The organism is Companilactobacillus halodurans, assembly GCF_009600995.1.
In the GTDB taxonomy this organism is placed as follows: domain Bacteria; phylum Bacillota; class Bacilli; order Lactobacillales; family Lactobacillaceae; genus Companilactobacillus; species Companilactobacillus halodurans.
In genome coordinates, this window is the sequence record NZ_VDFO01000016.1 from 35,326 (window position 1) to 54,968 (window position 19,643).

Sequence of the window (19,643 nt, forward strand, 5' to 3'; positions counted from 1 at the left end):
CAAATTTCTCCTAAATGTGAATACCGACTACAAATCCTAAGATACCAAAGATATAAGTCAAAATAAAATATAAAAAGCATCGACCTAATCGATGTTGAAACCATAATTGACTTAGTTCCATATTAAAAGTTCCGTAAGTAGTAAAACCACCACAAAAACCAGTACCTAGTAGTAATAATATCGCACCATTATGGATTTGTGCAGTCAAGATTCCTAAAAAGATGGCTCCAAAGATATTGATCAATAACGTTACGATTGGAAAATCTAGTTTGATTCTCGACTGCTGCAATGTTAATTCATTGCGCAAAAAGGCCCCTACGGTAGCCCCAAAGCCAACTAACAAAAAATTAGTCATCTGTGTCTACCTCGTTTCCTTTTAGCATAATCATAAAAAGCTTGGGTGGCTGCCCAATAATTTCCTAAAAGAGCCAACAAAAAGCCCCCAACAATCGTAATGGTCAAATAAATTATTAAAAGCCACCACTGACCAGCGTTATACAAGCGATATGTATCCGCAGTAAAAGTTGAAAATGTTGTATAAGAACCCAAAACTCCAGTACTGAGAGTCAAAATAACTCTGGTCGATAAATTATATCTATCCTGCAAATAATGGATCAAAAATGGCAAAATAAGAGCCCCACTCAAATTAGCAACTAGAGTCCCCAAAGGAAAACCATTGCTTGTTTTAAAAATAAGACTCTCAAGGTAGCGCAAGTCGCTTCCAATAAATGCACCAATGAATAGAAGTAGGAATACTTCTCCTCGTTTTCTCATCCTTCATTGATTCCTTTCTGGATAAAAAAAACTTGTCATAGACAAGTTTTCATCATTTATTTTTTGCTTTCAACGTCGTGGCCACCAAATTCATTTCGTAAAGCTGCAACAACTTTACCTGTGAATGTATCATCTTCAAGAGATCGATAACGCATCATCAATGATGCTGCAATAACTGGTGTAGGAACTTGTAATTTGAGAGCTTCTTCTAAAGTCCATTTGCCCTCGCCTGAAGAGTGCATCACACCCTTAATTTCGTCCAACTTAGGATCTTTTGAAAATGCTGATTGAGTTAACTCCATTAACCAGCCCCGGATAACTGATCCATGTTCCCAAACTTTTGCAACAGCTTCATTGTCATAATCAAATTGACTATGCTCTAAAACATCGAAACCTTCAGCAATAGCTTGCATCATTCCATATTCGATACCATTATGGACCATCTTGAGATAGTGGCCGCTACCAGCTCTTCCAGTATACAAGTATCCATCAGTTTGAGCAATTCCTTTGAAAATAGGTTCGATATATTCAAAAGTTTTTTCATCGTCGCCACCAATCATGAAATTGCCATCACGATTAGCTCCACTCATTCCTCCAGAAGTTCCTACATCAAAGAACTTGATTTTTTGAGCTTTGAGAATTTCATTGTGTCGCAATGAATCTTGATAATATGAATTCCCACCGTCAATGACGATATCATCTGGATCAAGCATCTCGCTTAATGTGTCAATTGTTGAATTAGTAGCTTCTCCAGCGGGTAGCATTACCCAAACGATTCGTGGAGCATCTAAAGTCTTAATTGCATCTGACAAATTGTCTTTAACGCTTGCCCCCAAAGTTGAAGCATCATTTCTAGCTCCATCGCTTAAATCAAATGCTACGACCTTATTACCATTACGAATCAAATTCTCGGTCAAGTTGATTCCCATCTTGCCGAGTCCAATCATTGCTAATTTCAAAATTAATCCTCCTAAGTTGTTATCACCAAGGATTAATTATACATAAAAAAGCCGCCCCAAAATGAACATTTTGGTACGACCCGATTGCTTGAAAGGTTGATATCATAAGGTTAATTGGCTGACTAGCCCATAAATCTATTCCACCAGTGACCCTTTTTATCATCACTGACTTTTTCATTGATACGTTCTTTGATAGTTTCATTTTTAGAAGAATCAGTATTTTCAACTTTTTCTTTAGCTTGTTGCTTTAGGGTATCTAATTCAACTTGCAATTGTTCTTTTGACTTTTGAGCATCAGTTAATTCTTGTTGGAGCTCCTTAATTGTCAATTCACGCTTCTTATTTTCTGATTCTAATTTGGCGACCGCTGTTTGCAATTCTTCAAGTTTTTTTTCGTCAGAATTTGTTTCAGTAGGTTTCTTTACATCCGCAACTGGATAAATCTGGGCGGCAGATGTTTCCAAAGTCATTTTAGGTCCATGACTTAATTTGACCATTTCTTTGAAGTCTTCAATGTTTTTTTGAGTATATAGGCGATTATTTTGACTGTTGCGTTCGAAATATTTGCTATTCTCAGTAGTTCTTTCGACTATCAAAGAGTACTTGCGTAACGTGGCTACACTGATTCCTAAATCTTTAGCAGCTTGTGCAGGAGTTAATAAATTGTTCGTTTTTACTTTACTCAAAAGGATTCCCCCATGGTTGTTTCATTCTCTTCATTATAAAAATAATAATTGTGAAGTTCAACTACAAAATCGTAGCGCCCCAAATTAAAACTGTCCTAGCTATATTTTAACCGTTAAGTTAGATATACTAAAGGTGTAAAAATAAATTATTTACTTTTTCATAATACAGCTGTTTTTCCATTGGTGTATAATTCGTCTTACAAGAAAAAAAGGGGAAATAATATATTGTCAAGTTCTTCAATCACAACAAACTTTATTATCATACTGATAACCTTTATCTTTGCTTTCTTCTTTGTTGCAGCCGAATTTGCCTTGGTGCAAACAAGACCCAGTCAACTCGAAGATGCAATTCAAAAGGGAACCGGTAATACAAAAAAACTAAAACGTGCTCTAATGATGGTCAATAACCTTAACGAGTACTTATCGACAACACAAGTTGGTACTAGTATCGCTGGTATCATTTTAGGTTGGATCGGTGAAAGTACAATTGAATATCTACTAGTTGAAGTTATGGGATTTGCTCATATTGCAGCTAATAGCGGTGGCCTGCATGCCATCAGTTCAATCGTTGGTGTTTTGTTACTAACATATTTAGAAGTTGTTTTGACAGAAATCGTTCCAAAGAACATTTCTATCGATATGCCGATGAAGATGCTTATGCTAGTTGTTTCGCCACTACGATTCTTCCACGTGGCCGTTTATCCATTCGTTTGGTTACTAAATGTTTCTGCTTCTGGAATTGTGAGATTGCTGGGAATGAAACCAGCTGATTCAGAAAATGAGGTTTTCTCACAATCAGAAATCCTTCGACTTTCTAAATCATCTATCAAGGGTGGCGATATGGAGCCTGATGATGTTATCTTCATGCAACGAGCCTTTGAATTAAATGATAAAACTGCTAAAGACATCATGGTTGATCGAACAAGTCTTTACGTCGTCGACATCACTGACAAAGTCAAAGATGTTATCAAAGATTACTTGCAACAAGGATTTTCAAGATTCCCTGTCGTAGCTGAAAATGATAAAGATAAAATTCTCGGCTATGTTTACGCTTATGATATTGTTCGTCAAAACCAAGTTGATGGAGACATTGGCATCAGCCGCGTTCTAAGATCTGTCAACACTGTTCCTGAGACAATGCCTATTCAAGACATCCTTTCAAAAATGATTAAGAAGCAAACGCCAATCGTCGTAGTTGTCGATGAATATGGTGGTACTAGTGGTATCGTCACTGATAAAGATATCTATGAAGAATTGTTCGGAACAGTTAAAGATGAAATCGATGATGTTTCTGATGAATATATCGTTAAAAACGATGACGGCTCATACAACGTCTCTGGTAAAACTACCTTATATGATTTCGAACGTTACTTCAAAATCGACATCACCGAGTTTCAAAAGTCCGATATTATTACTGTCGGTGGCTATCTAATCGAGAAATACCCTAACCTACAAAAGGGATCAAAATTCGATATGAACAACTTCCACTTTGAAGTTGCCGAATTCGACCACGGTTTCGTTAACTGGTTCAAAGTTACAGTTGATAAAGTTTCAATTACTAAACAAGATAATCTCGCATCACTAACTGATGTAGATGATTTAAAAGACTAACTCAATTACAAAAGGCGAATCAAGACACATAAATTGTGTTTTGATTCGCCTTTTTTGATTTACTTACTTTTCTTTAATCCTTCGATTTTACTGAAGTCGACAAGATTTAATTTCTTGATAAAGAGCGTAGCTGCAATTATTAGCAAAGCTAAGAATGAAATTCTGCGACTAATCCGTTGCGTGACAGTTTCAAAGTAGTCAACTACCACTTTACCTTTTCCATTGACTGTCACTTGGGCCAAATTATTATTCTTATTATCCATCTTTAAGTCCGACACGTTTCCCTTGGACTGGGTAGATTGGAATCCATAATAGCCGATGATTGGCAAATCGACTTTGGCATTTTTAGCGTTCTTGAAGTCGAAGCTCAAGCGTGTGCCATATTGTTTAAAGTTAGTAATTTTAACTTTTCCAGACTGACTTTGTGGTTTATGAGCCGTCTTTTCGAGTTCACTGACGTTAGTTCCAGTTGGTAAGTATTCTCCTCTTTCCAGCACCAATGCTAAAAGGCTCCATTTGGTTGTATTTTGCCTGTGAGACTAATTGTGTCGAATTACCATTGACCAAATTATACCCAGAGGCAACTGTAATCATAAATACCGCACAAACTAGGATTCCTTTAGCAAATTTGCCTTTAAAAATCCCTAAAGGATCAGCAGCAATAAAGATTGCCAAAAGAATTGAAATAAGCATATCTAAACGCCAAGGATATTGAATCACTTTTAAAGGCGTGTAATTAACGATAATCCAAGGAAAGATCTTGGTACTGCATAAAAACATGACAGCACCGATAATTGAAAAATGCTTAACTGCCTTATTTTTGATTTTGGTTGTCGAAACTAAAACTACCAAAGCGGCCAACAATAAGACGATACCAATATTTGGTTGCCCAATGTCGCCATTCAGACTCCAAGTAATTGCATTTGACATTGATAGAGCTCCCGCTGGCAAAGCAACCTTTGACTGCGTCAACATGAAATGCGTATGAAGCAATTGTTCAATCATCGGCAAAAAATATGAAGCACTTAAAAGCATTGAGCATAACGTTGCCCATAAGAGCGACAACAAGCGTCTAGGATGAACTTTTAATTCTGGAATCTGACAACAAGCAACTATCACAATTAAGATAGCAACTAAAATTGGCGAAATAGCGTGAGAATAAATAATTGTCGTCATCCCTGCCGTCAAATAGAGCCATTTTTTATTATCCCCATAAAAAATTTCATAAATACCTAACACAGCGATTGGCAAGAAGACGAAAGCTCCCAATTCACCTATATCGTGCCGAAATGCTAAATCATGCAAACGATAAGCAGACAAAGTGTAAACGAAACTAAAAACTAAACTGTTCCAATATTTCTTTTGAATCTTGTAAAAACAAAGAAACGATACACCAAATGTCAAAAAATTCAATAAAACATAATAAACCATCAAAGTTTGGGCACTAGTTAATCCCAACAAGCGTAAAAATGCCGCTGGATAGAGCAGAAAATCAGAATAAAAGACATTGACGATATAACCAAAGCCTTTCATAAACGTCATATTAACGATAGGAAAAAACTGATGACGTTGAATGGAATGATACAATCCTTCGATTCGCATCATGTGGAAACGATCATCACTAGTTCCAAGGTAAGCCCAAATTTTACCATCATAAAATTGTGTCTGATAGATTGCTAAGAAGCTGACCACCAAAAAAAGCACGATAGTGAAAATTATTATCGCAAGTTTTTTACTTTTTCTATTTTTAAAAATACTTAATTCCATAATATAACCTTTCCATGAAATGTTTGTAACAGCACATGCTGCACCGCCTATTCACAGAAACAGAATACTCTATAAATTTAACTTTTTTAAGAAGATTGCACTGATTTCAATAATTAATATCATATAAATATATACTCTAGAATAATCAATGATAAATCGAGAAAAATTTCCTTAATCAAAAAAAGATGCCCCTTAACCATCAATTTATTGACGATTAAGAGACATCTTATTTATTACAATTTTTTTACTAATTAAGCTTTCACTTGGTCATAGTCGATGATGTTAACGCTCTTGTCGATTAATTCCTTAGCATTAGAAAAGACCAACAATTGTGTTTTAGGATCAACTTTTAGAGTTAAGCCATCATCAAGAAAATCTTTGGCACTATCTTTGAAATAGATTTTGCCCAAGCTGCTATCCAATTGAACTGAATAGTCAGAAAGATCTTCATTACTGTCAACAGCAATAACACGGAACTTTGTTATCAAGGCACAGTCACCCTCATTGGAAAAACGACCGAACCCATCATCAAGGTCCAAAAGAAGTTTCTTTCCTGCATCAACATACTTTTGTAACTTGTCCTTTGCTTGTTCACTCACTTTTATTTCCATAGATATGCACCTCAATATTTATATTTCATGGTACTTCCCCAATCCAAAATACTTACGATAAAGACCATAAATATAATGGAAACATAACTGAGGAAAATTCCATTAAGGACATTGTATAATACATCCCTAGCATTGTAATCTATATTGCTCACAATTAAATCTTGCAATGGATAATACGTGCAGCCAAGCAACAAAAATAACAGAATTGACGTGCAAATGCCGACAGTTCCAATATGATGCATAAATAACATATTCGATCTAACTTTGACTCGTAAACGAATCGCCAAGAGAACAAAGATTGCTCCAGCGACGATGATGCCCATTTTTATCAAACGTTTGATTGTCTGAATCTTAACAATTACCTGTTCAATCGGTCCTAAATCATTATCGACGATTTGGTTCATAATGCTTTCGTTGCTATTAATAACTGTGTCAATTTCACTATCGATATCCAGTCCGTAACGACTAGCCTCGTTTTTCATTTTGCTGCTGATAGTAGCCAAAATAGTACTGCCAATCGTTAATTTGGGATCATCATTGTAAACTTCATTCACAGAAGTATTGATAATCTTTTTTACATCTTGATTCGTCAAATCGACTGAAGAAAGGTTACTCGAAATTGAATAACTGTTTACCAATCTGCCCAATCGTTGATTTGTATAATTTTTGATTAAAGTAACATTTGTTTCACTGCTAACGACTTTTTTTACATAATTGCTATTCAAAACTGTCGAAAGCGTAATGCCCAAAAACACGATTACCATTAAACATATCGACAACAAAATCAAGGTAAAACCGTGTCTGTTATACGACAATGACTTACTCATAATTATTACTTCTCCATAGCTAGTTTAGCAATTTCTTGTGGTTTATTAACGATCCATTCTGATTTTGCCGACTTTAATTCCGCAAAATCTCCAAAGCCATAAGTTACGCCAATGGCTTTCAAATTATTCTTATGTGCCCCCACAATATCACTGCTACGATCCCCAACCATAACAAGATTATTAGTGTTCAACTCAACTGAAGTTTTATCGATTCCGTAAGAAATTACGTCTTCTTTTAAAGAACGGACTGATTCATCTTCAGCAGCGCCAAACACATGTCTAACATATTTTTTCATATCTAATTGATCAATGATTTTCTTTGCAAAAATCTCTGGTTTAGAAGTCGCAATAAAGATTTCTTTATCAGCTGCCTTTAAGGACTCCATCATATCAAAAACGCTGTACTCTTCCCAGCCTTCTTCTTGATAATATTCTCTAAAAGCATTTATACTTTGTGTAATAAAAGGATCATCTGCCGCCACATGGTCGTACTTTTGGAGAGATGCACCAATCGTTGGTCCAATATAAGAGTGCAATGTGGCATCATCGTGTGGAACGTATCCCAAAGTATGCTTGTACATATACTTTAAACTCTTCATGATACCAATTTCGGAGTTAATGATAGTTCCATCTAAATCAAAAAATAAATTGTTCAAATTAAATTCATCCTTTTATGTTAAATTTAAGTTATGTAAAGAGTATATAGCATTCAATAGAAAATAACTAACAGTCGCAGGTAGAGTATGGTAAAAATCAAACGACCTGAAAAATATACTGATCTCGATTCAGGATTGACTCAAAAGCAAGTTAATTCTCAGGTACAAAAGGGCCTTATAAACGTTCAAGTTAAAAAGTTATCCCGGCCAATACCAAGAATTTTGGCTGATAATTTATTCACACTATTCAATCTTTTAAACTTAGTAATTGCAATCCTCATCTTTTGGACAGGCTCATATCGTAACCTGTTCTTCTTAGGACCAGTGATTGCCAATATTATTATCGGAAGTTATCAAGAAATTCGTGCCAAAATCACCGTTGATAAAATTAGTCTGGTTTCTTCGGCAAATTTTGATGTCACGCGAGATAGCCAAGTGAAAAATGTTGATATCTCTGACTTAGTAGAAGACGACATCGTTTTGATAAAACGTGGCGATACTATTCCCGCTGATGGAATAGTACGTTATTCAAATGGTCTCCAAACTAATGAATCAAGCATCACTGGTGAAGCTGACACTATTAGTAAAACTAAAGATGACGAAGTATTCTCAGGTAGTTTTGCCATTGCTGGACAAGCTAAAATTCAACTAACTCAAGTAGGCCATGAAAGTTTTGTTTCTAAACTATCATCGGCCGTTGGTAAAGAAAAGCGTTCTGTCAGTGTCTTGATGAAAATCATCAATAATATTATTAAGATTTTAACATACACTATCATCCCTATCGGACTAATGTTGTTTTTCCGTTCCTATCTAAAAAACGGCAATATCGCAAAATCAATTCTAGGAACTTCCGCTTCAGTTATTGGGATGATTCCCGAAGGGTTGGTCTTATTGACCGCCGTGGCTTTAGCAACTGGTGCTTACAATTTATCAAAGCGTCAAATCCTCGTTCGTTCTTTGAATGCCATTGAAACCTTAGCTCGAGTCGATACGCTTTGCTTAGATAAGACCGGAACCATTACCACCGGCAAGTTGACTGTTAAAAAAATTCTGACTTACCAAACATCCAAAGAAAAAGTTTTAGCCATCGCCCAAAAAATCGTTGATGTAACAAAAGAAACTAATGCCACTGCTCAAGCAGTCTTGGCCTTAAAATCAAAACCACTTGAAAAAGAAATCAAGGAAGTCATTCCTTTTTCTTCAGAAACAAAGTATTCAGGATTCGTTGATACAAATGGTGTCCGTTATTTAATGGGTGCTCCCGAATTCATTATTAAAGAACCAACAAACGAAACTAAAGAAACATTAGAAAAAGCTGCCCAAAAGGGGTTTAGAATTATCGCCATCTTAAAAGAAAAACCTCAACAAGAGATTTTAGGGATGTTGCTGATTTCCGATGAAGTCAGAGAAAATGCTCCCTCGACTTTTGAGTACCTCAAGAACCAAGGAATCGATTTAAAAATCATCTCGGGTGATAATCCAGTAACAGTCGCAAACGTCGCCAAACAGGCTGGTATCGCCTCAGGACATGACTATATCGACATGAACCAGCTTGGCGATGAAGTCGACTATCGTGATTTAGTTAAAAAATATAAAATTTTTGGTCGAGTTCGTCCCAGCCAAAAAGCTACTTTGATTCAAGCCATGCAAGATAATGGTCTGACTGTGGGTATGACTGGCGATGGAGTCAACGATGTCTTAGCAATGCGTCAATCTGATTGTAGCGTGGCAATTGCTGGTGAAAGTGATGCTGCAGAGGCTTCAGCTGATTTCGTCTTATTGAATCGCAATTTTGATTCAATGATCTTCATGCTCAATGAAGGACGTCGAGTTATCAATAATGTTGAAAGAGTTGCTTCTTTGTTCTTAATTAAAACGATTTATTCAGTTGTTCTTTCAATTCTCTTCATAATATTAGGAACCGGCTATCCTTTCCAGCCTTCTCAATTAACGCCTATCAACGCTTTGACAGTTGGAATTCCAACCTTCTTACTAGCTTTAGAGCCAAACTATACGCCACCAGCTGGTCGTTTTATGAGAAATGTCATGGAAATTGCTCTACCAGCAGCAATCTGCAATATTTTATTTATCGTAGCTATTTCAATTCTAGGCAATCACTTTAACTTTTCTTATGAGACAACTTCGACGCTTTCGGTCTTCACGATTGGGATCATCGGTTATTATGCTTTAATTTCCATCAGCAATCCGCTCTACAATCGCAAGAAGATTATGATTGGAATTTCCTTTACTTTGTTTATCGTCACTTTCATTTTTAGTGAAAAAGCCTTTGGTTTACAGAGCATTCTCAATTTAAACTACACTTATCTATACATTGCCATCTTCTTAATTGCTTGGCCGCTCTTCATGTTCATGCGTGAGGTTCTAGGTCGGCGGGTCTTTTCAAAAATCAATTGGAAGTAAGACAAAAGCCATTTTCCACAAATTACGTGGGGAACGGCTTTTTTTAACGACTAACTTTCATAATTAATGAAATAACATAAATAAAAATAATTAGGACAATCGCATAAATAATACTTTTCAAAACCGCCCCAATTGGAAAAGCCGCAACGACGGCGACAATTCCAGCAGCAACAACTGCAGCAAGAATCAATTTAATCAGCTGTTTCATCCAAATACCTCCAACTACTTCAATCCATCTAATCAAACAAATACTAACATCTAAAATGTGTAGAAAAAAGAGTGATATCAATTAAATTCCCAAATGATATCACTCTTTGCATATATATGATTACTTTTTTAACGTTTACGATGTCTCATAAATGTATTGTGATTTTTTTCCATACCACATAAGTAGACAACTGAGAGAATAACGACCGCAAACAGCGTCAAAATGGCATTAGGTTGATTTAAGAAAAGCAAGATAATTGCTATTACAACTAAGCTACAAATAGATATTCCCAAAGTTAGCCACGGTACTTTATCTTTCATAATTATTACCTCTTCGCCATGAGATTTTACTACATTATGAAAGATTTTGTTAAATCACGCAATCAAGACATCCTAAAATTTTACAATTCGTCTCCATTTGATTCGATGACTTTCTTATACCAGTAATAACTCTTCTTAGGTGTCCGACTGAAGTCGCCCTTTTGGTCATCGTCACGATTTACATAAACGAAGCCGTAACGTTTAGCCATTTGACCAGTACCAGCAGAAACTAAGTCGATACAACCCCAAGGAGTATAACCGATCAAATCAACGCCATCTTTGATGGCTTCTTTCATTTGTTCGATATGACCTTTGAGATAGTCGATACGATAATCATCATTGATCGAACCATCGGCTTCGACTTTATCACGAGCACCAAGTCCATTTTCAACGACCATGATAGGAATTCCATAACGACCATAAACATCATTTAGATACCAACGAAGTCCCTTAGGATCCATGCTCCAGCCCCATTCGCTGTACTTGAGGTAAGGATTCTTAACACCAGTTGAGAAGTTACCAGCAGATTCGCCTTTACTCTTATCAGTTGTTAAAGTATTTGATGAATAGTAACTGAAGGTATAGTAATCAACAGTTCCTTCCTTTAATACTTCAGCATCTTCGGCCGTGATATTCAATTTAACATTGTGTTCATCCCAGAAACGTTGAGCAAAATGTGGGTAAGCTCCACGAACTTGAACGTCTCCACAATAGTAATTATTGATTTCATTAGCTAATTGAGCTTTCAAGACATCATCTGGATTAGATGTTAATGGATAGTTGACGTTACCAGCAATCATGCAACCAATCATATTGTCAGAACTAATCTTATGACCAATTTTAACTGCTAAAGCACTAGCAACGAATTGGTGGTGAAGTCCTTGAAGATTATTTTGAATATCTTCATCAGTCATTTCACCGTTGAATGGGGCGCCACCGTCTTTAATAGGAAGTCCAAGTGACATATAGCCGCCAAACAACATTCCGATATTGATTTCATTAAATGTTAACCAGTACTTTACTAATCCTTTATATTCTGTAAATAAAGTCTTTGCGTATTTTACATAGAAGTCGATAACTTTACGACTGTCCCAGCCACCATAAGCTTCAGTCAAGTGGTAAGGCATTTCGTAGTGAGAAATTGTAACTAGAGGTTCAATGCCATACTTGTGGCATTCCTCAAAAACATTGCGATAAAAATCCAAACCTTTTTGATTAGGTTGTTCATCATCGCCATTAGGGAAAATTCTCGTCCAAGCAACTGACATCCGATATGTCTTATATCCCATGCCAGCAAGCAACTTGATATCTTCCTTATAGTGGTGGTAAAAATCACTACCTTCGTGAGATGGATAATAAGCATTGGGCTTAATGTCTTTTGTGAAGACACGTGCTTTATCATAAGTACCACCTAACAAAAGGTCGGCCGTGCTGACACCCTTGCCATCAACATTCCAGGCACCTTCGTATTGATTGGCGGCAGTAGCTCCACCCCATAAAAAGTTCTTTGGAAATTCTGTCATTTTCATTACTCCTTCTTTTTTGACTATATTTACATGGTAACGCTTTCTGATAAATCGGACCATCAATCATTGCAAATCAATAATTTTATCTCCATGATCGACTCGACCATCAGTTAAGACTTTAACATCGTTATAATTCTTACTATTTGTAACAATTATTGGCGTCGTTACGTCATAACCTTTATTAGTAATTTCATCAACATCGAATTCCATCAAAAGCTGACCTTTTTTAACTTCTTGATCTTGTTCAACATGACTAGTAAAGCCTTTACCTTCAAGTTGAACCGTATCCATTCCAATGTGAATCAATAGTTCAGCGCCATCTTTAGAGTTGAGTCCAATGGCATGTTTCGTTGGAAATACAACGCTGACTTTACCATCAACTGGTGAATAAACTTTCCCTTCATCAGGCAAGATAGCAATACCTTTACCCAATGCTTTGGAAGCAAACACTTCATCCTTAACTTCACTTAATGGTTCAAGCGAACCTTTGATTGGACTGACGATTGTTTCTGGTGTAACTGCTTCTTTTTCAACTGTTTCTGGAGCAGCTGTTGTTGTGGCTACATTTGAATCAGCCATAGCTGTTGCTAATTGTGGTTCTGAATTAGTATTTGTTTTATTAACTGTTTTTACTTTAGAATTTTCATTCTTTAAATCTTCTTTACTGAAACCAAATAGCATTGAAAGTCCCCAACCGGAAACAAATGAGATAAGCATAGAAATCAAAGCTCCATAAAATCCCATATCGATACCTTTAGGACTAATCAAACTAGGCAAAACGAAGACTCCTAGACCACCAGTCATATAATATTTAGTAGCAAATAATCCGAGGAAGGCACCACCAATTGCGGCACCAATACAACTCATTGCAAAGACTTTTTTACGTGGCAAAGTAATACCATAAATAGCTGGTTCTGTGATTCCAAAAATACCTGACAAGAAAGCGGACCAACCAAGACCCTTAACTTTCTTACTCTTAACTTTCATAATAACAGCCAAAACAGCACCGATTTGTGCAAATGAAGCACCAATAATCATGGCTAGAATTGGATCATAATGAATAGATTGTAAATTCAACATTTGTAGTGGAACAATTCCCCAGTGCAAACCAAAGATAACAAGAACTTGCCATAAACCACCAAGTACAATTCCTGTTACAACTGGTGTTAAATTGTAAAGTCCTGTAGCACCAGCAGCTAAGGCATCACTGATCCAGGAAGCAATAGGACCAATAATCAATAGTGTCAATGGAACAACAATCAGCAAAGTAAAGAATGGTACCAAGAAAGTTTTAACAACTGTTGGAATAATCTTCTTCAAGTACTTTTCGACTTTAGAAGCTACCCAAACAGCTACGATAATAGGAATAACTGATGAAGTGTAATTCATCATAATTACCGGAATCTTCAAGAATGTTAGGTGAATTGGTGAAGATAACATGGTACCTGAAAACAACGTATACAATGGTTTCCCAGTAACTGCTGTTGGATTTAAAGCGACAATTGTTGGATAAACCAAAGAAGCACCAATTGTCATTCCGATAAATCCATCCAAGTGGAACTTCTTTGCGGCTGAAGAACCTAAAACAACCGGCAAGAAGTAGAAGAATGAATCACCAATAGCATATAGAACTACATATGTACCTGACTTCTCTGTAACTAGTCCAGCTGACAAAAGAATCGTAGCTAGTCCTTTAATCATACCGGTAGCAGCTAAGATACCTAAAGTTGGAGCGAAGATACTAGAAATCAAATCAATAAGTTTATCTAATAAACTCATATGCTTTTCATCTTCGCCGTCATCATCGGGAACGGTTCCACCCCCAGCTAAATTACCAACTTTTAAAACATGGTCGTAAACATCGGCGACTTCATTACCAATAACAACTTGATATTGACCAGCACTTTGAACAACTGTGACGACGCCGTCAGTATCTTTTAGTTCTTCTGTATTAGCTTTTTTATCATCTTTTAATCTAAAACGTAATCTTGTAGCACAGTGGACGACACTGTTAACATTGCCACTGCCACCAACGAGTTTAACAATTTTCTTTGCTAAACCATCGTAGTCCTTAATCATAATTTCCCTCCTTTTGGCAAACAAAAAAGCCCAAGACAACACACCATTAGTTGAATAGTTAAACTAACAATGTGATTTCTTGAGCTGATGCCTGCCTAACAGTAACACGCTTTTATAAAAATCAATTGCTGCGATGGGTCACACGCCAAACGTGCAAGATTAGATAAACTCGATCATTTTGCGTTAGTGCCCAACCTTTAGTATTTCTTAAAAATGTACAAATCTTTTGAACGGTCAAATTTTCTTGAGGGTATTTGGAAATTATCAATTTCAACAAACTTGGATCCAATTGTTCGTCCGTTGATTTTTTTGATTTTATTTTCCGAATCAAGAAATTCCTCAAATGTGAAACCAAGCGACTATAACTGAATGACTCATCATCCAAAGTACAATGATAACTTAATTGAATAATATTAATTATATCTGACATCATTTTAGAAATTTGAATTGTGTCTTGAAGACTTTCCTTCTCATTTTCCAAATTTACAAAGTGGTATGTTAAAAATGTCAGCTCATCCTTAGGAATATTCAATTCTAAATCCTTATTAATGATTTTTAAAGCTCTCACTGAAGCCTGGTATTCTTTGGGATATAATTTCTTTACTTCCCAATTGACTGCCCGATCCGTAAACTCAATGTGTTCCTTAGCTCGTGTCCGAGCAAAATTAAGATGGTCAGCTAAAATAAGAAATTGATAATCATTGAATTTTAACTTGAGAAATAATTCAACATCTTTAACGACATCTGCTGTCACGTTGATTATCTCCTCATCATAATCTTCTAATGTATCAATATCATGAGTATCTTCTGATTTGAATCGTTGGGTTATCTTTGATGCGTCCACCAAATCGCCTGTTTTTTTTCCAAATCCAATGCCCTTACCTATAACTATCCACTCAACGTCACGGTCATCGATCACAAGGGCTGCATTATTATTATAATTTTTTTCAAATTTCAAAAATCGACCCCTCCAAAAAAATACCTACTAAGTACACACTTATACAGTGTATTATAGTAGGTTTATGCCTGATCGAATCAGTAACACGCTTCGTTTACGCTTTTTATACTAGCTTCTTCTGTAAGCGCTGTCAAATATTTTTTTAAAGTTTATTTTTAGTTTTTTAATTATTTATTGATAAACGATAAAAATATATTGTTTATCAATAAATAGAGAGCTACAATTATTTTAATAACTATTAGGAGATTCAAAACATGCAAATCAAAACTACTCTTTTGAAATTAGTTACATTAATAATTGATGGCTTTACACTTTTATTTGCTTTTATGTTAATGATGGGATTAATCAATTCATTTCAAACACACTCTCTTTTCAAATTACAAATTATGACGAGTGTTTTCTTATATATTGCTTGCTTGATTATTTTATTTATCAGTCACTATTTATATCGAATTTTTCATTTGATTGATATTCATGACTTCTTCAGTCCTAAGGCTTTACGCTTTGTTAAAAACGTTCGCTATTTATTTACGCTTTTGTTCTTAGCCATTATGGGAATCATGCCCTTTGTTTATCATTCAGCTGATTTAGGGGATGCTCCGGGATTAATTGTCATTACACTTGCAATTGCCTTTATTCCTCTAGCAATTGCTGCTTTTATTTCAGCAATGGAAAAGATATTGATCAATTCAAGCAAGTTCAAGCAAGAAAACGAATTAACAATTTAGGTGTTTTTATGATAAAAATAAATTTAGATTTAATGCTTTTAAAAAGAAATATGACTGTCACTGAACTAGCAAAAGAAGTCGGTATCACGCAAGCTAACATCTCAATTTTAAAAACTGGCAAGGCTAAGGCAATTCGTTTTTCAACTTTAGAAAAAATCTGCCAAGTTTTAAAATGTCAGCCTGGTGATATTTTGGAATATGTACCGTTATAACGTAGCTTGACGGATTGTCTAAGCCTAATTAAGTGCTTTATCAAGCTTTCTTTTGAATTCTTCACAAAATCATCAATCATTCTTTAAAAAGAATGATTTTTATTATGCTAAGATTCTTTTAATGAATGAGAAAGGAGCCTAGACAATGACTAAAACAATTTTAATTGCTCTAGATATTAATAAAATTCCTTATGTTACAAATCCTGAAGTTATTCTTACTTTAGGTACTCAAAAAATTTGGTACACTACTAGTACCAAAGCAATTACGGTACCCAAACGCATCAAATTAGCCGATTCATTGCTTAATTCATTCATCAAGAAATTCTTCAAGAAATCAACCAAACGAGATATTTTTACATTCAACTATTTTACTAAACATGCTAAAAAATACTTAAAGAAAAATAATTATGATCAAGTAATTTTTGAAAACAATCAATTAAAAAACAAAATTTTACCTAACTTAACTAATGAACATCAATATGTTGCTAAGAACTCATTAGCCTAGAAACCTTTTCTGAGATAACGCTCAGGAGAGGTTTTTTATTTTTAAAGCGAAAATGCTTGACCTAAAGTTAACTTCATGGATTAAGATACTTTAATTAACCGTAAACAGAAAGTGAGTCATAATCTATGGAAACACCAATTTTAAATACCATTAATCAACCAAAAGATTTAAAAAAGCTTGATGTAAAGCAATTAACACAATTAGCATCAGAAATACGTTATCTTTTGCTCAACAAAGTCAGCCAAACTGGTGGACATGTTGGTCCAAACTTGGGCGTCGTTGAACTAACGATTGCTTTTCACACAATCTTTAATTCCCCAATCGACAAAGTTGTTTGGGATGTATCCCACCAATCTTACCCACATAAAATTTTGACCGGTCGTAAACAAGCTTGGTTAGACCCCAAACATTATGATGACGTCAGTGGTTTTACCGACCCTAAAGAAAGTCCTCATGACTATTTCAATATCGGTCACACTTCAACTTCAATTGCTTTAGCAACTGGAATGGCTTCTGCTCGAGACCTCCAAAATAAATCTGGCAATGTCATGGCTGTCATTGGTGACGGCTCATTATCAGGTGGCCTTGCTCTTGAGGGCTTGAACATTGCCGCTACCTTAAAATCAAATTTGATTATCTTAGTTAACGATAATGAAATGGCGATTGCTGAAGATCATGGCGGAATTTATGCAGGATTAAAAGAGCTCCGTGAATCTAACGGTCAAAGTAAGAATAATCTCTTTAAAGCAATGGGTCTAGATTATCGTTACGTTGAAAATGGTAATGATATTCAAACGATGCTCGATGCTTTTAAAGAAGTTAAAGATATCGACCATCCAATCGTTTTGCATGTCCACACACAAAAGGGACTCGGCTATCAACCAGCAATGGACCACAAAGAAGCCTTTCACTGGCATGTTCCTTTCGACCTTGAAACCGGCAAGACGCTTCACCCCACAACTGGCGAGACATACAACGACGTAATCCATGAACAACTCGAAAAAGAAATCAAAGACTATCAAACTCCAATTACAGCCATCACTGCCGCCATCCCCGGAAGTTATGATTTGAAACGCTTTGGTAAGAAGCATCCTGATCGCTACTTTGATGTTGGTATCGCTGAACAAGAAGCTATTACCTTTGCTGCTGGACAAGCCCAACAAGGATTGCGCCCCATTGCCTTTCAATCAGGAACTTTCTTGCAAAGAGCTTATGACCAATTGTCACATGACCTCGGTATCAACAAGTTACCTGTAACTATCATGGTCCAAGGTGGCAGTATCACAGCCGGCGACCCTACTCACCAGGGAATTTTTGACATCGCCATGTTGAGTAATATCCCCGGATTAACTTATCTAGCTCCCACAACTAAAGAAGAGCTATCAGCCATGATGCATTATGCATTGCACCAAAATGATGGTCCAGTTGCAATCAGAGTTCCAAGCAATAATGTTCATTCAGCTGAGTTGACTGATTTCGATGCTCACAAGATGAATATTTTACATCGTGGAAAAGAAGTAGCTATTTTAGGAGTTGGCAGTCTTTTGCCACTAGCAGAAACTGTTCAACAAAAATTAGCTCTTAAAAATATCGATGCAACTGTGATTGATCCTCGTGATATCTCTGAACTCGATGGAAAAACTCTTGAAGCACTCAAAAATAGTCATCAATTAGTTGTTACTTTGGAAGAAGCTAGTCTAAGCGGTGGCTTTGGTGAAAAAGTCAGCCACTTCTTCAATAACGCCGACATGAAAGTTCTTAACTTTGGCGCAGCTAAACGATTCAATGACCGTGAAACCACTGATGAACTATGGCACGAATTCAAATTGACACCAGAACAAATTACTGCAGAAATTACTGATAACTTATAATTTCATTGCATACAAAAAAGCTGAAATCTCTTGAAAATTCAAGGGGTTTCAGCTTTTTTAATATGATTATTTAATTGCGTCAGTGATATCTTCATTACCAGATACAATATTGATATCTTTTTTAATAGTTGAAGGAGTTTCAAGTGCTTCTGCAATAACTTTAGCAACATCAGCTCTTGCGATACTTCCACCTTCATAATTGCTTTGAATCCTAACTTTACCCGTTGCTTCATCTTCTGTTAAAGTTCCGGGGTGAATGATTGTGTAGTCCAAATCAGTCCCACGTAAATACTTATCAGCATAGTGTTTAGCAATGTAATATGGTCTGATTCCTGTTGCTTCCCACTTGCTTGGGTCATCACTATAAATGGCACTGACCATAATATAACGTTTGATTCCTAGTTCTTGTGAAGCGGCCATCGTCTTGATCGCTCCATCAAGGTCAATTTCAATTGTTAGAGCATCGCTTGCTCCACCAGCTCCGGCAGAAAAGACAACTGTATCAGCTCCAGAATATGCAATTGACTGCATGATGTCGCCTTTTGAAGCAGTTAAATCAATGTGTTGTGTTGCAAAACCTTCAGCTTCATAAGTCTTAATTTGATCTTGACTACGTAATCCAGCCACAAAATCAATTTTATTTGATTGTAATTCATTTACTAGCAAACGTCCCACTTTACCGTGGGCACCTATAATAAGTACTTTCATCGTATAAAGCCTCCTCGTGTACCATCACTTTAGCAACAAATAATTATTTTTTCCAATATTAAGTATTCAATTCAGTAATAAAATATTTACGAAAATTACAAGAACAAGTTAGCCACTTGTCCAAAAATAAATACGAAATATATCAGTACCAGAAAAGTACATTTCTAAACTCCACAGAAACTAGTGAATAGTTCCCGTGGAGTTTTGTAGTTTAAC

21 protein-coding genes are annotated in these 19,643 nt (G+C 35.9%); 6 read left to right on the top strand and 15 right to left on the bottom strand.

The annotated features are described in order from the left end of the window. Positions 1-10 precede the first annotated feature (10 nt). From FHL05_RS05505 to FHL05_RS05520, 4 genes are all read right to left on the bottom strand, one after another. Positions 11-355 carry a fluoride efflux transporter FluC gene (locus tag FHL05_RS05505; protein ID WP_153384799.1) on the bottom strand — a complete coding sequence of 115 codons (345 nt, stop codon included), beginning with the start codon at positions 353-355 and terminating at the stop codon, positions 11-13. After that, positions 352-774 carry a fluoride efflux transporter CrcB gene (gene crcB, locus FHL05_RS05510; protein ID WP_153384800.1) on the bottom strand — a complete coding sequence of 141 codons (423 nt, stop codon included), beginning with the start codon at positions 772-774 and terminating at the stop codon, positions 352-354. The genes FHL05_RS05505 and crcB overlap by 4 nt, the downstream gene beginning before the upstream one ends. A gap of 56 nt (positions 775-830) precedes the next feature. Then, on the bottom strand, positions 831-1,733 hold the full coding sequence (gene gnd / locus FHL05_RS05515) for a phosphogluconate dehydrogenase (NAD(+)-dependent, decarboxylating) (RefSeq protein ID WP_153384801.1): 903 nt from the start codon (positions 1,731-1,733) through the stop codon (positions 831-833). A 122-nt stretch (positions 1,734-1,855) separates the two neighbouring features. Beyond that, entirely contained in the window at positions 1,856-2,419 is a 564-nt protein-coding gene (locus FHL05_RS05520) for a MerR family transcriptional regulator (RefSeq protein ID WP_153384802.1), read from the bottom strand. A gap of 225 nt (positions 2,420-2,644) precedes the next feature. Between FHL05_RS05520 and FHL05_RS05525 the strand changes: the two genes are divergently transcribed. Continuing rightward, positions 2,645-4,030 (top strand): hemolysin family protein, encoded by a 1,386-nt coding sequence (locus FHL05_RS05525; protein ID WP_153384803.1) that lies wholly within the window; start codon positions 2,645-2,647, stop codon positions 4,028-4,030. Between the two features lie 59 nt (positions 4,031-4,089). Here the strand turns inward: FHL05_RS05525 and FHL05_RS05530 are convergent, their stop codons facing one another. The 5 genes from FHL05_RS05530 to FHL05_RS05550 form a co-directional block, all read right to left on the bottom strand. Continuing rightward, complete coding sequence (locus FHL05_RS05530; RefSeq protein ID WP_153522223.1) at positions 4,090-4,527, bottom strand: hypothetical protein; 438 nt, start codon at positions 4,525-4,527, stop codon at positions 4,090-4,092. Further along, a complete protein-coding gene (locus FHL05_RS05535) occupies positions 4,490-5,797 on the bottom strand; it encodes a glycosyltransferase family protein (protein WP_153522225.1) in 1,308 nt (435 codons plus the stop codon). The genes FHL05_RS05530 and FHL05_RS05535 overlap by 38 nt, the downstream gene beginning before the upstream one ends. Positions 5,798-6,048: 251 nt before the next feature. Continuing rightward, positions 6,049-6,408, bottom strand: a complete 360-nt coding sequence (locus FHL05_RS05540) for an iron-sulfur cluster biosynthesis family protein (protein ID WP_153384805.1) — start codon at positions 6,406-6,408, stop codon at positions 6,049-6,051. Positions 6,409-6,419: 11 nt separating this feature from the next. Continuing rightward, the gene (locus FHL05_RS05545) at positions 6,420-7,235 is read right to left on the bottom strand and encodes a hypothetical protein (protein WP_153522227.1); all 816 of its coding nucleotides are present in this window, start codon (positions 7,233-7,235) and stop codon (positions 6,420-6,422) included. A 5-nt stretch (positions 7,236-7,240) separates the two neighbouring features. Further along, positions 7,241-7,891 carry an HAD hydrolase-like protein gene (locus FHL05_RS05550; RefSeq protein WP_153522229.1) on the bottom strand — a complete coding sequence of 217 codons (651 nt, stop codon included), beginning with the start codon at positions 7,889-7,891 and terminating at the stop codon, positions 7,241-7,243. Between the two features lie 87 nt (positions 7,892-7,978). Here FHL05_RS05550 and FHL05_RS05555 point away from each other — a divergent pair, with 87 nt between their 5' ends. Beyond that, the gene (locus tag FHL05_RS05555; protein ID WP_153522231.1) at positions 7,979-10,312 is read left to right on the top strand and encodes an HAD-IC family P-type ATPase; all 2,334 of its coding nucleotides are present in this window, start codon (positions 7,979-7,981) and stop codon (positions 10,310-10,312) included. A 43-nt stretch (positions 10,313-10,355) separates the two neighbouring features. On the opposite strand, the gene FHL05_RS05560 is transcribed toward FHL05_RS05555, so the two are convergent. The 5 genes from FHL05_RS05560 to FHL05_RS05580 form a co-directional block, all read right to left on the bottom strand. After that, on the bottom strand, positions 10,356-10,520 hold the full coding sequence (locus tag FHL05_RS05560) for a hypothetical protein (protein ID WP_153384809.1): 165 nt from the start codon (positions 10,518-10,520) through the stop codon (positions 10,356-10,358). A gap of 128 nt (positions 10,521-10,648) precedes the next feature. Then, positions 10,649-10,840: a hypothetical protein gene (locus tag FHL05_RS05565; protein ID WP_153384810.1), complete on the bottom strand. Its 192-nt coding sequence runs from the start codon at positions 10,838-10,840 to the stop codon at positions 10,649-10,651. 80 nt (positions 10,841-10,920) lie between these two features. Beyond that, positions 10,921-12,363, bottom strand: coding sequence for a glycoside hydrolase family 1 protein (locus tag FHL05_RS05570; RefSeq protein ID WP_153384811.1), 1,443 nt, complete (start codon positions 12,361-12,363; stop codon positions 10,921-10,923). A 66-nt stretch (positions 12,364-12,429) separates the two neighbouring features. Next, positions 12,430-14,445 (bottom strand): beta-glucoside-specific PTS transporter subunit IIABC, encoded by a 2,016-nt coding sequence (locus FHL05_RS05575; protein WP_153384812.1) that lies wholly within the window; start codon positions 14,443-14,445, stop codon positions 12,430-12,432. Positions 14,446-14,566: 121 nt separating this feature from the next. Beyond that, entirely contained in the window at positions 14,567-15,403 is an 837-nt protein-coding gene (locus tag FHL05_RS05580) for a PRD domain-containing protein (protein ID WP_153384813.1), read from the bottom strand. A 254-nt stretch (positions 15,404-15,657) separates the two neighbouring features. Here FHL05_RS05580 and FHL05_RS05585 point away from each other — a divergent pair, with 254 nt between their 5' ends. The 4 genes from FHL05_RS05585 (at position 15,658) to FHL05_RS05600 (ending at position 18,719) form a co-directional block, all read left to right on the top strand. Then, positions 15,658-16,131, top strand: coding sequence for a DUF2975 domain-containing protein (locus FHL05_RS05585; protein ID WP_153384814.1), 474 nt, complete (start codon positions 15,658-15,660; stop codon positions 16,129-16,131). An 8-nt stretch (positions 16,132-16,139) separates the two neighbouring features. After that, the gene (locus FHL05_RS05590) at positions 16,140-16,343 is read left to right on the top strand and encodes a helix-turn-helix domain-containing protein (RefSeq protein WP_153384815.1); all 204 of its coding nucleotides are present in this window, start codon (positions 16,140-16,142) and stop codon (positions 16,341-16,343) included. Between the two features lie 145 nt (positions 16,344-16,488). Beyond that, a complete protein-coding gene (locus tag FHL05_RS05595) occupies positions 16,489-16,848 on the top strand; it encodes a hypothetical protein (RefSeq protein ID WP_153384816.1) in 360 nt (119 codons plus the stop codon). A 125-nt stretch (positions 16,849-16,973) separates the two neighbouring features. Continuing rightward, the gene (locus FHL05_RS05600; RefSeq protein WP_153384817.1) at positions 16,974-18,719 is read left to right on the top strand and encodes a 1-deoxy-D-xylulose-5-phosphate synthase; all 1,746 of its coding nucleotides are present in this window, start codon (positions 16,974-16,976) and stop codon (positions 18,717-18,719) included. Positions 18,720-18,785: 66 nt separating this feature from the next. Here FHL05_RS05600 and FHL05_RS05605 read toward each other — a convergent pair whose 3' ends face one another. Next, the gene (locus tag FHL05_RS05605; RefSeq protein WP_153384818.1) at positions 18,786-19,427 is read right to left on the bottom strand and encodes an SDR family oxidoreductase; all 642 of its coding nucleotides are present in this window, start codon (positions 19,425-19,427) and stop codon (positions 18,786-18,788) included. Positions 19,428-19,643: the final 216 nt, after the last annotated feature.